Here is a 15,444-nt window from a genome sequence, read left to right on the forward strand (position 1 = left end):
GGTGGGTCACCCGCGCTCACCGACCAGGCCGTGGCGCTCCGCCGCGCTCCGACAACCCTTTGCGTCCGTTTATGTGACTGATCAACTCCGGCGCCGGGGGAGGATTCCGACGGCGACCGGGCAAGAGCGGAATCTGGGCATTTGATCCGACCGTCGGTAACCGTCCGACTGGCACTCAGGGCCACCAACACCGCTTGTTTACATGGCAGTTGTCTCAGGGGTCACGAATGTGCAACGGAACGGGCCATCGGATGCGGGGGGTTGATCGGGAGTGCCACCATCAACGCTCAACGCGGCCGGGACGATCATTGGCGAACGCACATCCCATGACGCCCGCTGGTTCCGGAGCGCCTCAGTGAACTCCCTCCCCACCTGTTGGGACTACTCCATGCTGGACAAGCTGCAACGCAGGCTGGGTCTCCGTACCGACTCGGTCATCTTCTTCACCTCCGCGGCCCTGACGATCCTCTTCGTCCTCACCACCATCTCGCTGACCGACCAGGTCGACAGCGTCTTCACCACCGCCTCGGACTGGATCCTCAAGAATCTGGGCTGGTTCTACATCCTGGGCGTCACCTCGTTCGTGATCTTCCTGATCTGGATCGCGCTCAGCCGCTACGGGCATGTGCGGCTGGGAGGGCAGAACACCCGGCCGGAATACAGCAACGGCGCCTGGTTCGCGATGCTCTTCGCCGCCGGGATCGGCACCATCCTGATGTTCTGGGGGGTCGCCGAGCCGATCAGCCACTTCGCCAAACCGCCCGAGCAGGGCGTCGAGCCGGAGTCGGCCCACGCAGCCGAGCGGGCGATGGCCTTCGCGCTCTACCACTTCGGCCTGCACACCTGGGCCATCTTCTGCCTCCCGGCGCTGGCCTTCGCCTACTTCGTCTACCAGCGGGGGCTGCCGTTCCGGCTGAGCTCGGTCCTGCATCCGCTGCTGGGCGACCGGATCAACGGGCCGATCGGCAAGAGCGTCGATGTCACCGCCGTGGTCGGCACCCTCTTCGGGGTCTCGGTCTCCATCGGGCTGGGCACCCTGCAGATCAACAGCGGGCTGAACGAACTCTTCGGCGTCCCGGAGAACAAGCTCGTCCAGGTGGTGCTGATCGCCGTGGTCACGGCGATCGCCACCGCCTCGGTGATGAGCGGCCTAGACAAGGGCATCAAGATCCTGTCCAACATCAACATCCTGATGGCCATCGGCCTGCTGATCTTCGTCCTCCTCGCCGGTCCCACGCTCTTCATGGCCAAGGGCATCGTCGAGACGACCGGGACCTATGTGAGCTCCGTGGTGCCGCTGTCGTTCTGGAACGACACCTTCGCCGACAGCGGCTGGCAGGGCAGCTGGACGGTCTTCTACTGGGCCTGGACCATCACCTGGTCGCCGTTCGTCGGCATCTTCATCGCCCGTATCTCCAAGGGGCGCACGATCCGCGAGTTCGTCCTCGGCGTGCTGGCGCTGCCCACCGCCTTCACCGTGATCTGGTTCAGCATCTTCGGCATGGGCTCGTTCGACATCGAGATGAACGGCTCGGGCGGACTGGTCAAGGCCGTCGTGGACGAAGGGGATGTCCCCGGCGCGCTCTTCGCCTTCCTGGAGAACTACCCGGCGGCCACCCTCGTCTCGGCGCTGTCGGTGCTGATCGTGGTCATCTTCTTCACCACCTCCTCCGACTCCGCCGCCATGGTGGTCGACATGCTCTGTGAGCGGGTGGACGACAAGCTGCCCAGCCCCACCCGGCAGCGTGTCTTCTGGGCCGTCACCCAGGGCGTGGTCGCGGGCACCCTGCTGGCGGCCACCGGCAAGGGAGGGCTGGACGCCCTGCAGCAGGTCATCACGGTCATCGGGCTGCCGTTCTTCGTGATCGCCTTCGTGATGATGTTCTCCCTGCTCCGGGCATTGAAGTCGGACTACCCGGAGTTGGGCCGCAATCCGCTGACCAAGCAACTGGAGGCGCGGGGCGGCACGGCGGCCGGGCCGGAGGCGACTGCCGAGCCGGAGGCGCTGATCGACCCCGAGACGCCGACCGAGCCGGAGGCGCCGGCCGCCGGGGCGGTGAAGGACCCGGTCGGCTGAGCCCGCATCGTCCGCCCGCCGGGGAGGGCTCACCGTCCGACCGGCCCGCTTCAGCTGCTGGTGACCGCGACCACCGCGGTCACCAGCAGCTGTTGCGTTTCCTGGTGGCCCGCAGGCCAGGGCGGGTCGCCTCAGTGCGGCCGGCGCCCTTCGTGCGTGTCTTCGGCGGCCGGCTGCGGCGAAGGCGGGGTGCGGCCGAAGACCCACGGGGCCAGGACGACGTGCCAGCCGTCCGGATCCTCGAAGAGGGTTGCTCCGCGGTCGGGCCAGTAGGGGTTGGCGGCGGGGACGGGGCGGTGGCCGCGGGAGCGCAACCGGGCCACCGCGCGGTCGTGGGCCGCCTGGTCCTCCAGATAGAGGACCAGTTGGTTCTCGGGGTGCGGGGCGGGGACGTGGGGCGGGTCGCCGTGCTGGGTCAGCTCCATGTGGACGGGGGTGCCGGGGAGGCCCAGGACGATTCCGTCGTAGCCCGCGTGGTCACGCCACTCGGCGAGGACGGGCAGGCCGAGGTCGTCGCGGTAGAAGGCGCGGACGGCGTCGAAGTGGGCGGTCGGGCGGGCGAAGCGCACCGCGCCCACGGACAGGTGCTCGGGCCAGGCGTGCGGGAGGGGGCTGCTGCTCATGGGGTGACGGTGGCACGGACGGGGGCGCTGTTCCTCGGTCGCAGGGCGGAGGAGGGCTCCGTCCTTGGAAGCAGGACGGGCTGCTCCCGGCCCAACCTCCAAAGAAGTGTTTGACGGTTGGGGTCGTTTGCCGCACACTCACTGCGTGACCACTTCCGACGCTTCCCGCCCCGGCCGTGCCGCGCTCCGCGACCTGCTGCGCCGACGCGGCTTCCGCCAACTCGCGCTGGGCCGGGCGCTGTCCTTCTTCGGCAACTCCATGGCACCTGTCGTACTGGCCTTCGCCGTCCTGGACCTGGGCGGCTCCGCGGTGGACGTGGGGCTGGTCGTCGGGGCCCGGTCGATCAGCAATGTGGCGCTGCTGTTGTTCGGCGGGCTGCTGGCCGACCGGCTGCCCCGGGCCCTGGTGCTGCAGGGCGCGGCACTGTCCGCCGCTCTGGTGCAAGGCGGGGTCGGGCTAGCGGTGCTGGCGGACCGGGCGCCGATGGGTGTGCTCCTCGTGCTCAGCGTGGTGCAAGGAGCGGTGGCCGCCGTCTCCATACCGGCCTCTGCCGCGCTGCTTCCGCTCACCGTGCCGCCCGGTGAGCTGCGGCCCGCCAACGCCCTCTCCCGGATGGGGGTCAACACCGGGATGATCGCGGGCACATCGCTCGGCGGGCTGCTGGCCGCCGTCGCGGGGCCGGGGTGGGGCATGGTGCTCAACGGGGCGGCGTTCCTGGGCGCCGCGCTCGCCTACCGTCTCGCAGGACGCGAGCTCGCCCGGCACGACGCCGGGCCGGGACCCGCCCCGGTCGGCGAGCCGGTGCGGCCCTGGCAGGAACTGCGCGAGGGCTGGACGGAGTTCGTCTCCCGTACCTGGGTGTGGGTGGTGGTGCTCCAGTTCTTCGTGGTGAACGCGGTCGCGGCCGGCGGCATCCAGGTACTGGGGCCGACGGTCGCCGACGCGACGTTCGGCCGCACCGTGTGGGGCTTCGTCCTGGCGGCCCAGATGGCCGGGGCGCTGGTCGGCGGGCTGCTGGTGGCCCGCTCCCGTTCCCGGCACGCGCTGCGGATCGGTGTCGCCGTCGTCGCGCTGGACGCGCTCCCGCTCCTGGCTCTCGCGCAGTCGGCCGATGTGGCTCTGCTGCTGGCGGCGATGTTCGTCAACGGCATCGCCATCGAGCAGTTCAGCGTCGCCTGGGACCTCTCCCTCCAGGAGAACGTCCCGCAGGAGAAGTTGGCCCGTGTCTACTCCTACGACGCGCTCGGCTCCACCCTCGCCCTCCCGGTGGGCGAGATGGCGGCCGGACCGCTGGCCGAACGCTTCGGGGTGCGCCCGACGCTGCTGTGCGGGGTCGTGCTCGTCGCGCTGGTGACGGTGGGTGCGCTGGGCAGCAGTCAGGTGCGGGGGCTGACGACGGGCGGAGCGGTGCCGGATCAGGGCGCTCGGGAAGGTGTCGAGGTGTGAGGCAGACTGACCGGGTGCCCGAACCTCGCACCCACCCACGCGGCCCTTCCGATCCACCTGGCTCTGCCGGACCGTCCCGCCCTGCCGAACCGTCCGGCCGCTCCGCCGCGACCGAGGCCTCGGTCGCGGATCTGCGGGTGCTGGCCCACCCGCTGCGGCTGCGGCTGCTGTCGCTGCTGACCGGCCAGGCGTACAGCGCGGCCGAGGCGGCGCGCGTCCTCGACCAGTCACAGGCCAACGTCAGCTACCACCTGCGCCGATTGCACGCCGCCGGACTGGTGGACGCGGTGGCCGAGGTCGCCGTACGCGGGGGCACGGCCAAGCGGTACCGCCACGATCCGGACAGCGGGGAACGCGTGGGACGTGGTACTCCGCAGGGCGTCGACGCGTACCTCGCTCTGGCGGGGGCGCTGGGCGAGGAACTGCGGCGCCGAACGGCGCAGCGGGACACCGAGGTGCGGGGAGAGATGACGGACGCCGAGGTCTGGCTGGAGCCGCAGATGTGGGCGCGGGTGCGGGAGAGCGCCAAGGAGCTGGGCGAGGACCTGCATCGGCACGCCCTCCCGCCCGGCACGGACGGCGCGGTACGGGTCAGCGCCACCATGGTGCTGTTCGCGATGAAGGGGGAGGCGAACCAGGGGGAGAGCAAGGGCGGCTGAGGCCGCGCGGCGAGGCCGCGCGTGAGGCGCCGGAGCGGGCGTCGCCGTCGCGGACGGGTCCGACCGTCGCGACGCCGGACCGGTGGCCCGGTCACACGCCCGGCTCGGGCGCCGGCTCCTCAGCTGCCTGTTCGTCCGCCTCTTGTCCACTGAGGAAGTCGGCGGCCAGCTCCGGCGGGTTGGCGGCGCGGGTGAGGGCGAACATCGCCTCCGGGTCGAACATGTCGTAGAGGATCACGGGCACCGGTCGCCCCAGGGCGCGGACGAGGTCGCCGTCGGCGTGCAGCTGCCGCGCCACCTCGACGCACAACTGGTGGAACTCGGCGTCGAGCAGCTCCGCCCGCTCGTCCTGCAGATGCTGCGGGGCGTCGTCCTCGTACCAGAGGCCGTTGGCCGCTGCCTCCTGGCGGTGCAGGGCGGCTCCGTGCGGGTCGTGTTCCTCGTCGTGCCCGATGACGCGGACGCCCTCCAGTCCGGAGGGTGGGAAGTACGCGTAGTTCCAGCGCGCCTCCCACGGCTCGGGCGGGTTCGGCTCCGCGAGCAGTCGGGCCACCTCGGCCTCAGTGTTGTAGCCGAGGGCCAGACAGGGGAAGCGAGGGTCCTGGTCGACGCTGTCGATCCGGAAGGTGACGGTGTAGAGGCCGGACTCCGCAGCGTCGGGGAATTCCGCGAGGGCGTTCACCGCCAGCTGTCTCATGTGCTGTCGGAAGGTCATCGAGTGTGCTCCCAGGGCCGGTGGTGCGGAACTCTAGCGGGGCGCTCGGCACCGGGCGCGTCCGCGTCGGGCCCACTCCGTCCCGAACTCCCCGTGCGCCCCGGTTCCGTTCCGAGCGCGGGCGGAAGGAGGGGATGTGAGGGGTCTGAGCAGGCGCTCATCACATCGGGTGAAACTTTGGCCGACTGTTGCGGCCAACAACCCTCTGTTGCCAAGCTGTTGCTGACCGTCAGCAGTACTCAGCACCAGTCGGCTTCACCAGTATCTGGCCGAAACGGGGAGGGCACACGTGCCATTCGGTGAGCAGCCCGCGTATCTGCGTGTGGCCTCGGATCTGCGCAAGAAGATCGCGGACGGTTCCCTGCCGCCGCACGCCCGGCTCCCCTCGCAGGCCCGCATCCGCGAGGAGTACGGCGTCTCCGACACGGTCGCGCTGGAAGCGCGCAAGGTGCTGATGGCCGAGGGGCTGGTGGAGGGCCGCTCAGGCTCCGGAACCTATGTACGGGAGCTCCCGGCCGCGCGCCGGGTCTCACGTACGGGCTACCGCTCACTCGGCGAGTGCACCCCCTTCCGGCAGGAGCAGTCCGACGAGCGGGTGCAGGGCACCTGGGAGTCGCAGAGCGAGCAGGAGGACGCCCCGGCCGACATCGCCGAGCGGCTGTTCATCGAGCGGGGCGAGAGGGTGATGCGCACCCGCTACGTCTTCCACGTCGACGGCGCCCCGGTGATGCTCTCCACCTCCTGGGAGCCGCTGGCGGTGACCGGCCGGACGCCGGTGATGCTGCCCGAGGAGGGCCCGCTGGGCGGCCGGGGGGTGGTGGAGCGGATGGCGGCGATCGACCTGGTGGTGGACAACGTGACCGAGGAGGTCGGCACCCGTCCAGGCCGGGCCGAGGAGATGACGGCGCTGGGGGGCGTGCCGGGCCATGCGGTGCTGGTCATCGCGCGTACGTACTTGGCGGGCAAGCGGCCCGTGGAGACGGCGGACGTGGTGGTGCCCGCCGACCGCTTCAGGCTGGCGTACCACCTTCCGGTGAAGTAGCGGGCTTCTTTCTCTCGCCCCCCGCCATGGCCGTCCGCTCGGGGGGGGGGATCTTCTGGCTCCCCGGCCTGCGCGTCGGCGTACTTTCCGCGAGAGCGAACATCTGGCCGAAAAATTTGGCCCGGTGTGCAAAGCTGAATGCGGTGAGTGAGGGCCGGGCGTAAGCTCTGGCATATGCGAAGTGCGAGCGGCGACAGTGAAGCGGTGCTGCCCTGGCAGCTCATCCGCCAGGACTGCCACGGCAACCGCTACCGCGTCGGCAGTTATGCCACCCGGGGCGAGGCCCAGCATCTCGCCGAACGGCTGAGCGAACAGGGCGAGGGCTACCTGGTGGAACACCGCGACCGCCTCGCCGCGCACGGCGAGCGCGCGGACGACGGCCACGCCTGACGCCTGGCGCCGCCGGGTCTCGGCCAACCGGCACCGGCTGGGCTTCCGGGGCATCGGACTTCTGCGCACCTGCGACGCTCCGTGTGCGTACGACAGCACAGCGTGCCCGACGTGTGGATAATTGGTCCATCTTGGACGTATCCAGATCCCGACCGGGGGCGTGGGCCGTGTGAGCACCGAACCCGCCGACGAGGCGACCTCGCTCCTCGACACCCTCCGCGTCGGGATCGTCATGCTCGACGGCCACGGCACCGTGCTGGTGTGGAGTCCGACCACCGAGGAGATCCTGGGCTGGCCGGCCGAGGAGACCGTGGGCCGCCCGATCGAGGACTTCCTGGAGAGCGACGACGTCGAGCGCCGCACCCGCCGCAACAGCCTCGGCCGCGCCGGAAGCTGGCGCGGCAATCTGCGCATCCGCCACCGGGACGGACATGTGGTCGAGGTCGAGGGGCGCGGATCGCTGCTGCGGGGCACCGACCGGCGTCCGTTCGTCCTCGCGAACATCATGGAGACCAGCAGGATCAGCGCCGTCGAACACGATCTGGCGGCGCTGGACGCGCTGTTCGCCTCCTCGCCCCTGGGGATCGCCGTCTTCGACACGGAGCAGCGGTTCGTCCGCTTCAACGACGCCCTCGTACGGCTGAACAACGCCACCGACACCGACCTCCTCGGCCGCTCGGTCGCCGAACTGCTTCCCGCCGAGATGGCCGAGGAGGTGAGGCAGATCATCTCCAGCGTGCTGGAGACCGGACGCTCCGTCGTGGACGTGGTGACCACCGCGCCGGACGGTACGGGCGCACGTTCCGTCTCGTACTCCCGGATCACCGACCGCAGCGGCAAGGTGCTCGGTGTCAGCTGCACCGTCATGGACATCACCGAGCGGCTGGAGGCGCTCAACAAGGCGGAGGCGGCACGGCAGCGGCTCGCGCTGCTGGACGACGTGGGGGTGGCCCTCGGCGATCTGCTCGACGTCCGCTCCATCTCCCAGGCGCTGGCCGATGTGCTGGTACCGCGCTTCGCCGACTACGCCGGGGTCATGCTGCGCGGCGAGGTCGCTGTCGGTGGCGAACTGCCCGAACCCGTCATCCCCGTGGGCACGCCGCTGCACCTGTTCGGCTTCGCGGCCCGGGAGGCCGGTGAGCGGGTGGAGAGACTGCTGCGGCTCGGCGGAGAGATCATCTACGAGCGCGAGTCGCTGCTCGGCCGGGCGCTGGACAGCGGGACGCCCCAACTGGCCACCACGCCCGAGGAGATTCTGCGCGCCACCCGGCCCGGCGATCCCAAGGTGCAGGCCACCTTCGAGCTGGGGGTGCACTCGCTGATGGCGGTGCCGTTGCGGGCGCGTGGGACGGTGCTCGGGCTGTTGCTGGTGAGCCGGGCACACGGGGACCTGCCGTACGTGGGTGAGGACCGGGCGCTCGCGGTGGAACTGAGCGATCGCGCCGGTACCTTCCTCGACAACGCCCGGCTGTACGCGCGGGAGCGCGAGGGAGCGCTGATGCTCCAGCGCAGTCTGCTGCCGCAGCACATCCACGAGCCGCCCGGCGTCAGTCTCGCCTACCGCTATGTACCCGGCAGCAGCGGTACGGAGGTGGGCGGCGACTGGTTCGACGTCATTCCGCTGCCGGGCGGCCGGGTCGCCTTCGTGGTCGGGGATGTGATGGGCCATGGCCTGCACTCGGCCGTCACCATGGGTCGGCTGCGTACGGCCGTCCGTACGCTGGCGGGGCTCGATCTGCCGCCGGACGAGCTGCTCGCCCGCGTCAGCACTGTCGGCGACGATCTGTCCCACGGGCCGGACGAGCCACTGATGGCGACCTGCCTGTACGCGGTCTACGAGCCGGCGCCCACCTCGGCGGGCCGCCGCTGCGGAGTGCTGACCATGGCCAGCGCCGGGCATGTGCCCCCGCTGCTGGTCACGCAGGAGAGCGGCGGCGGCTGCCGGGCCCGGCCCGTCCACATCCCCTCGGGCACCCCGCTCGGCGTCGTGGGGGCCGCCCCGGGCGGGGCGTACGAGCTGGCCGAGGTGGAGATCGAGGAAGGCAGCGTCTTCGTCCTCTACACCGACGGGCTCGTGGAGAGCAGGGGCGAGGACATCACCGAGGGCATCGACCGGGTCTGTGCGCTGCTCGCCGGTCCCGACTGCCACCGGGTGGCATCGGAGGAAGAACTCACCTGGAACGGTGCCGGCGTCCACGTCTCGCCCGGACCGATGGCGGAGACCGGCTGCGGCAGCATCGAGGAGGCGTGCGACGTTCTCATCGACTCGCTGCGCCGGCACGGTTCCAGCGTCAACGGCCACCTCAGCACGGGCGACGACGTCGCGCTGCTGATGGCCCGGCTGGGCGGGCTGCCGGGTCACACCGCCGCCTCCTGGTCGTTCACCACCGGGAGCTACGCGGTGCGCCGGGCGCGGGAGGCCGTACGCGAGACACTGCGCGAGTGGGGGCTCAGGGGGCTGGAGGACACCGGTGTGCTGCTGGTGAGTGAACTGGTCACCAACGCGCTGCGGTACGCGCACGGGCCCATCGGGGTGCGGATGGTGCGCGACACCAGCCGTGACCCGGCCGGCCGCGAAGGGGTGCTGATCGTGGAGGTCTCGGACCCGCTGACCGAGCCGCCGCGTGAACGCGTCGTCACCGAGGAGCAGGAGGGCGGCCGGGGGATTCAAATGGTGGCGAGTGAGGCCCGCCGATGGGGTACCCGGCACGGACCGGAGGGCAAGACGGTGTGGTTCGAACTGCCCCTGCCCTGAGCAGCGCCGCTGTTCGTGCGCAACGCGCCCCCTCCGGCCCGCAACGGTCCGCAGCGGCCCGCAGCGGTCCGCCAGGCCCTTGAAAGGGCCTCGAACGGCCTGGAACAACGTATTCGGAACAACGTGTCGGTAACGGTTTCTCCCGGAGGGACCGCGGTGGCGCGGGGTGGCGAGGAGCTGCCGCACAAGACGGCCCGGGGCCCGTGCGTACTCCTGGGGTTCGACCCGGCATTACCTGGTTAGGAGTCAGGGGTGACCCCCGTGAAAACGGGGGTATGCGCATGTTGCCTCGTCGTGACAAGGAAGACTTGTGGCGATCGGGAAGAGCGGGCTCCGGATGGCTCTCCGGGCTGCCACACTGCTCGGACCGGAGGCGAGCACCGGCAGTGGAAGGGGCGGCATTGAGCGATATCCCGGTGGAGGCGGCCGGTAAGCAGGACGACGTACGTCGTGCCCTGGCCCTGCTGAACGCCGCAGGCGCGCGGATCGGCAACTCACTGGATCTGGAGACCACGGCCCGCGAACTGCTGGACGTGGCGGTGCCCCAGTTCTGCGATCTGGCCTCCGTCGACCTCTACGAGAGCGTGTTGGCCGGAGACGAGCCGCGCCCGGTAGGACCGACGGACTCCGCGCCGACCGGGCAGACCGGCTTCCACGACGCGGACACCGTACGCCGGGAGGGGCCGGTGGTGCGCCTTCCCGGCGAGCTGCCGCGGCGCCGCCGGACACCGGTCGGCTCGCCGCGCGGCGAGCTGCGCCGGGTGGCCTTCGCCAGCGCCGTCTCGAACACCCCCTACACCTACGGGCTTCCGGACGAGGAGGCCCGCACCGGCGAGACGGTGGTCGGCCCGCGTGAGGCGGCGCACGAGGACGCAGCCGGGCGGGACGCATTCGAGCAGGACGCAGCCGGGCGGGATGCAGCCGGGCCGGGCGGCCACCCTGCGCAGGGCGGTGCCGGCCGGGCCCACGCCAACGGCGTCCCGCCCGCTGATGCCGCACAGCCGGGGCAGCCCGCAGAGGTCGGCTCCACACACTGCTACGCCGAGCACTCCCCGTTCGCCATAGCGCTGCGCACCGGTCGGGTGCAGAACATCACGAGCCAGGACGGCACCGTCCCGGCGCAGTTCGGGGCCGTCGTGCAGTCGACGCTCGCGGTACCGATGGTCGCCAGGGACCGGGTGCTGGGACTGGCGCAGTTCTCGCGCGCCAAGGGCAGCGAGCCGTTCGGCGAGCGGGACGGTGCCCTCGCCGCCGAGCTGGCGGCCCGCGCCGCCGTCTGCATCGACAACGCGCGCCTCTACCGCAGGGAACACGAGCGCGCCCTCATCCTGCAGCGCAGCCTGCTGCCGCCGGGCGACCCGGAGGCGGCGGGCCTGGAGATCGCCTGCCGCTATCTGCCGGGCAACCCGGCCACCGAGGTGGGTGGCGACTGGTTCGACGTCATCGAACTGCCCGGGCACCGCACCGCCATCGTCGTCGGCGATGTGATGGGGCGGGGGCTGCGTGCGGCTGTCGCCATGGGCGAACTCCGCACCGCCGTACGCACGCTGGCTCTCACCGACATGGAACCGGCCGAGGTGCTGGGGGCGCTGGACGAGATCGCCCGCGGACTCGGCGACCCCCGTAGACAGCACCCGCAGCGCGGGCACCGCGGCAGCGACACCGACCTGTCCGAGGTGTACCTGGCCACCTGCATCTACGCCGTCTACGACCCCGTCTCGCGCCGCTGCACCTTCGCCAACGCCGGGCACCTGCCGCCCATCATGGTCGAACCGGGGGAGCCCGCACTGCTGCTGGAGGTCCCCAAGGGGGTGCCGCTGGGGGTGGGCGGCGAACCGTTCGAGGAGATCGAGATCGAACTGCCGGAGGGCGCCATGCTCGCCCTCTACACCGACGGGCTGGTCGAGTCCCGCGACCACCCGCTCGACGAGGGCCTCGACCGGTTCCGCTCGGCGCTCACGGATGCCACCGAGCCGCTGGAGGACACCGCCGACCGGGTGCTGCGCACCCTCAACGTGCATCACGGCGAGGACGACATCGCGCTGCTCGTCGCCCGGGTGCAGGGCCTGGACCCGGAGCAGGTGGGCGACTGGACGCTGCCGCCCGAGCCGCGTTCGGTGGCGCGGGCCCGCGAGCTGACCTGCGAACAGCTCGCCGCCTGGGGGCTGGACGCACTCAGCGACACCGCGGAGCTGCTGGTGAGTGAGCTGGTCACCAACGCGCTGCGGTACGGCGAGGGCAACATCCGGCTGCGTCTGCTGCTGGAGCGCACGCTGGTGTGCGAGGTGTGGGACGCGGGCCAGGTCCAGCCGCGCAGGCGCCGGGCACAGGACACCGACGAGGGCGGCCGGGGGCTGCAGCTGGTGGATCTGCTCAGCACCGGCTGGGGGAGCCGACGGGTGCCCACGGGGAAGGCCGTCTGGTTCCAGATGCCCCGGCCCGAGGAGGGCAGGGCCGCACCGGATCCGACCGAGGCGTTGCTGAAATTGTTCTGAGTGACGCACAGCGGTTGGAGAAAGTGGCTGAAATGCAGCGCCTGTATTCCAAGGCGCTGCACAGCACCCTTCATATGGCTGGATGCCCCTTTTTTCTGGGTCCCCGCCCCGATAAGATTTCCGCTCGGGGATCAGTGATTCTTGAAACGGGGGATGCTGCGTGGGTGTGCGGCTCATAATCCTTGATGACGACCCGGTGTATCGGATGGGCGTCAGAGCGGCGGCGGAAAGCGACAGCGCCATCGCCGTCGTGGCGGAGCAGGGCCTTCCCGAGTGGCGCCCCGGCCGGAAGCCGCCCGCGCTCGCGGAGCTGGTGGCGCAGTCGGACGTGGTGCTCGTCGGCGGCCCGAGCCCGGCCCGGCTGGCCCGTACGGTACGGCTGCTGACCTCCGACGCGCAGCGGCTGCCGGCGCTCGACGCCCAGCAGGCGCGGCAGCGCGCCGGGCCGGTGGCGCGGGTGCTGGTGGCCTCCGACGACGGCAACACCGCAGCTGTCGTCTCGGTGGTCCGCTCCGGTGCCATGGGCTATGTGATGAAGAGCGTCAGCGCCCGCACGCTGCTCAGATCGGTGCATCTGCTCGCCGAGGGAGGCGCCGCCTTCGGGGCCGGGGTCGCCGAGGGGCTGCGCGGCGGTCTGGGGATGCTGCCCCAACTGCCCAGCCGACTCGCCTTCCCCACCCTGACCGAGCGGGAGCGGGACATCCTGGAACTGCTCGCGCTCGGTTGGGAGAACAAGCGCATCGCCCGTCGCCTGGTGCTCGCGGAGAAGACGGTGCGCAACCACATCACCGGTCTCTTCAGAAAGCTGGAGGTCCCCGACCGGAACGCTGCCATGATGCGGGCGCGGGCGGTGGGGATCGGTGTGGAGCAGAAAGCGGCGGAGGTCTGAATTCAGAGCTCGGGAATCCTGCGGCCAGGAATTCACGGACAGTGAGAAATCCAATGGATGCCACCCACGGAAAATCGAGGGCACGGAATCACGCGCCGTGATTTCTCCCTGAGTCGCCGCGAGTCGGCGGATTCGTGCGGTGCGGATTCGCGAGGGTGCCGATTCGTGCGGTGCGGCGGGTTCGTGAGGTGGCGGGTTCGCGAGGCGGTGGCGCGGTGGGGCACCGGTCCCCGGCCGGTGCCCCGTTCATCTCCCTTTCGGCCTCGATACGGAAGGGGTGACGAGGCCGTGCTCGTACCCGGTGATCACGAGCTGGACGCGGTCCCGGGCGCCGAGCTTGTCGAGCAGCCGTCCGATGTACGTCTTCACCGTGGCCATGGACACATGCAGTTCGGCGGCGATCTCCGTGTTCGACAGTCCCTGGGTCACCAGCAGCAGCACCTCGCGCTCCCGGCCGGTCAGCGGGGCAAGGCTGTCGGACACAGCGGGCACGCCCTGCGGCTGACGGCAGAACTCCGCGATCAGCCGCGCCGTGACGCTCGGCGCCAACAGCCCTTGCCCCGCCGCCACCGTACGGATGGCCCGCACCAGATCGGCGGGCGCGACATCCTTGAGGAGGAAGCCGCTGGCCCCCGCCCGCAGCGCGGCGAACACGTACGAGTCCATGTCGAACATGGTCAGCACCAGCACCCGCACGCCCTCGGCGTCCGGATGCGAACGGATCAGCCGGGTCGCCTCGATACCGTCGAGACCGGGCATCCGTACATCCATCAGCACCACATCCGGGCGCTCCCGCAGCGCGGACCGGACCGCGGCGTCACCGTCCTCGGCCAGCCCGACGACCTCAAGCCCCGGTTCGGCGTTCACCAGCACCCGGAAGCTCTCGCGCAGCAGCTCCTGGTCGTCGGCGATCAACACCCGCACCGGTTCGGGGGATTCGCTCATCTCGACTGTGACGCCTCCTGATCCGTGTCCTGCACCGGCTCCGACGCGGAGCCGCTCTCGCCGGGCGCGTCCGGGGCCGCCGCCCGCGCCGCATGTGGTGCAACCTGTCGAGGCGGCAGCGGGATGCGGGCACGCACCACGAAACCGCCACCGGGCAGCGGGCCCGCCGTCAACTCACCGCCGTACATCGCCACCCGCTCCCGCATGCCGATCAGCCCGTGCCCCGCCCGCCCGTGGCCCGTACCGGCTGCGCTCCGCGGCTCCCCCTCGGGAGACGTCCCGTGTGCCACCCGGTGCGCCACGCCCTTCCTGCCGTGGCTCTCCCAATGGCCGCCGTCGTCGAGGATCTCCAACCGCAACTGATCGCGACCGGCCAGCAGCACGAGTCGGCAATAGCAGGGTGCCGCGTGCTTGATGACGTTCGTCAACGCCTCCTGCACCACCCGGTGCCCGGCCCGCGCCACCCCGTCCGGCAGCGCGCCGAGCCCCTGCGCACTCAGCTTCACCTCCACGCCGGCCTCGCCAGCGCGGTGCACCAGCGCCTGGACGTCCGCCTCATGGGCCAGGCTCCGGTCCGGGTGGCGCGGCCCTTCCGTGCCGTCGGGCTCGTTGCGCAGCAGGCCCAGGATGCCGCGCATCTCCTGGAGCGCCGTACGGCTCTCCTGGTCGATCACGCGCAGCGCCTCGGTCGCCTCCTCGGGCGCCACCGCGGCCACATGGCGCGCGACGCCCGCCTTCACCGCGATCACCCCGACGTGATGCGCGACCACGTCGTGCAGCTCGCGTGCGATCCGCAGCCGCTCCTGCGCCACCGCGTTGAGCGCCAGCTGCCGGGCGGCCCGCTCGGCATAGGCGCGCCGCTCCCGAACGGCCTGCCCGGAGACCCAGGTGAGCCCGCACACGATGAGGCCGGACAGCCGGACGGGCAGCCCCGCGCCGAAAGCGGCGGACGGCGCGCCTCCGGCGACCAGCACGAGCAGGATCAGGGCGCTGCCGCCGATGACGATCCACCGCGCCGCGCGACCGGCCTTCGACGTGCTCACGGCGACGGCGTACAGCGCGTACGCCACCGCCAGGAACGGCTCCAGGACGATGTCGAGCATCGCGCCCGCCGCCGACGCCGCCACGACGACGAGCAGCACGGTGCGCGGCCACAGCCGGCGCACGGCCAGCGGCAGACTCATCGCGAGGAACAGCGGCAGATGGGAGGCGACGGGCGCCGGATCCCCGTGCTGCACGGGGGACAGCACGGGGTAGCCCACGGCGAAGGCCAGCGCCGCGGCGCCGTCCCACGCCACGAGCTGCCGCCGGGTCAGACCGTGCTGCGCCCAGCCGCGGCGCTGCCCTTCCCTGCTTTCCTCGGAGTCACCGGCCACTCGCACACCGTAGCCCGCACCCGGTCCTGCG

Annotated in this window: 12 protein-coding genes; 8 read left to right on the forward strand and 4 right to left on the reverse strand. The window is 71.3% G+C overall.

Features of this window, described 5'->3' with window-relative positions; all coding sequences use genetic code 11:
- The first annotated feature begins 355 nt into the window (after positions 1 to 355).
- Positions 356 to 2,077 (forward strand): BCCT family transporter, encoded by a 1,722-nt coding sequence (locus tag JW613_RS29690; RefSeq protein WP_307866093.1) that lies wholly within the window; start codon positions 356 to 358, stop codon positions 2,075 to 2,077.
- 131 nt (positions 2,078 to 2,208) lie between these two features.
- Here the strand turns inward: JW613_RS29690 and JW613_RS29695 are convergent, their stop codons facing one another.
- Positions 2,209 to 2,700, reverse strand: a complete 492-nt coding sequence (locus JW613_RS29695; protein WP_209213970.1) for a VOC family protein — start codon at positions 2,698 to 2,700, stop codon at positions 2,209 to 2,211.
- Positions 2,701 to 2,845: 145 nt separating this feature from the next.
- On the opposite strand from JW613_RS29695, the gene JW613_RS29700 reads away from it, so the two are divergent.
- Entirely contained in the window at positions 2,846 to 4,147 is a 1,302-nt protein-coding gene (locus JW613_RS29700) for an MFS transporter (protein ID WP_307866094.1), read from the forward strand.
- A complete protein-coding gene (locus JW613_RS29705; RefSeq protein WP_307866095.1) occupies positions 4,144 to 4,806 on the forward strand; it encodes a helix-turn-helix domain-containing protein in 663 nt (220 codons plus the stop codon). The genes JW613_RS29700 and JW613_RS29705 overlap by 4 nt, the downstream gene beginning before the upstream one ends.
- A 91-nt stretch (positions 4,807 to 4,897) precedes the next feature.
- Here JW613_RS29705 and JW613_RS29710 read toward each other — a convergent pair whose 3' ends face one another.
- Entirely contained in the window at positions 4,898 to 5,521 is a 624-nt protein-coding gene (locus JW613_RS29710) for a hypothetical protein (RefSeq protein WP_209213972.1), read from the reverse strand.
- A gap of 289 nt (positions 5,522 to 5,810) precedes the next feature.
- Between JW613_RS29710 and JW613_RS29715 the strand changes: the two genes are divergently transcribed.
- From JW613_RS29715 to JW613_RS29735, 5 genes are all read left to right on the forward strand, one after another.
- Positions 5,811 to 6,563 (forward strand): GntR family transcriptional regulator, encoded by a 753-nt coding sequence (locus JW613_RS29715; RefSeq protein WP_209213973.1) that lies wholly within the window; start codon positions 5,811 to 5,813, stop codon positions 6,561 to 6,563.
- Between the two features lie 174 nt (positions 6,564 to 6,737).
- Positions 6,738 to 6,953, forward strand: coding sequence for a hypothetical protein (locus JW613_RS29720; protein ID WP_099883781.1), 216 nt, complete (start codon positions 6,738 to 6,740; stop codon positions 6,951 to 6,953).
- Between the two features lie 169 nt (positions 6,954 to 7,122).
- Positions 7,123 to 9,708 (forward strand): SpoIIE family protein phosphatase, encoded by a 2,586-nt coding sequence (locus JW613_RS29725; RefSeq protein ID WP_307866096.1) that lies wholly within the window; start codon positions 7,123 to 7,125, stop codon positions 9,706 to 9,708.
- Between the two features lie 401 nt (positions 9,709 to 10,109).
- On the forward strand, positions 10,110 to 12,203 hold the full coding sequence (locus JW613_RS29730; RefSeq protein WP_209213975.1) for a SpoIIE family protein phosphatase: 2,094 nt from the start codon (positions 10,110 to 10,112) through the stop codon (positions 12,201 to 12,203).
- Positions 12,204 to 12,408: 205 nt separating this feature from the next.
- Positions 12,409 to 13,092, forward strand: a complete 684-nt coding sequence (locus tag JW613_RS29735; protein WP_209213976.1) for a response regulator transcription factor — start codon at positions 12,409 to 12,411, stop codon at positions 13,090 to 13,092.
- A 246-nt stretch (positions 13,093 to 13,338) separates the two neighbouring features.
- Here JW613_RS29735 and JW613_RS29740 read toward each other — a convergent pair whose 3' ends face one another.
- Entirely contained in the window at positions 13,339 to 14,037 is a 699-nt protein-coding gene (locus JW613_RS29740; RefSeq protein WP_209213977.1) for a response regulator, read from the reverse strand.
- Positions 14,034 to 15,413 (reverse strand): sensor histidine kinase, encoded by a 1,380-nt coding sequence (locus JW613_RS29745; RefSeq protein ID WP_307866097.1) that lies wholly within the window; start codon positions 15,411 to 15,413, stop codon positions 14,034 to 14,036. The genes JW613_RS29740 and JW613_RS29745 overlap by 4 nt, the downstream gene beginning before the upstream one ends.
- Positions 15,414 to 15,444: the final 31 nt, after the last annotated feature.

Source organism: Streptomyces smyrnaeus (assembly GCF_017676345.1).
Classification (GTDB): Bacteria; Actinomycetota; Actinomycetes; order Streptomycetales; family Streptomycetaceae; genus Streptomyces; species Streptomyces smyrnaeus.

Coding starts and splice junctions, on each gene's coding strand:
- JW613_RS29695 (WP_209213970.1), bottom strand. CDS start 2,700: ATGAGCAGCAGCCCCCTCCCGCACGCCTGGCCCGAGCACCTGTCCGTG.
- JW613_RS29710 (WP_209213972.1), bottom strand. CDS start 5,521: ATGACCTTCCGACAGCACATGAGACAGCTGGCGGTGAACGCCCTCGCG.
- JW613_RS29720 (WP_099883781.1), top strand. CDS start 6,738: ATGCGAAGTGCGAGCGGCGACAGTGAAGCGGTGCTGCCCTGGCAGCTC.
- JW613_RS29735 (WP_209213976.1), top strand. CDS start 12,409: ATGGGCGTCAGAGCGGCGGCGGAAAGCGACAGCGCCATCGCCGTCGTG.
- JW613_RS29740 (WP_209213977.1), bottom strand. CDS start 14,037: ATGAGCGAATCCCCCGAACCGGTGCGGGTGTTGATCGCCGACGACCAG.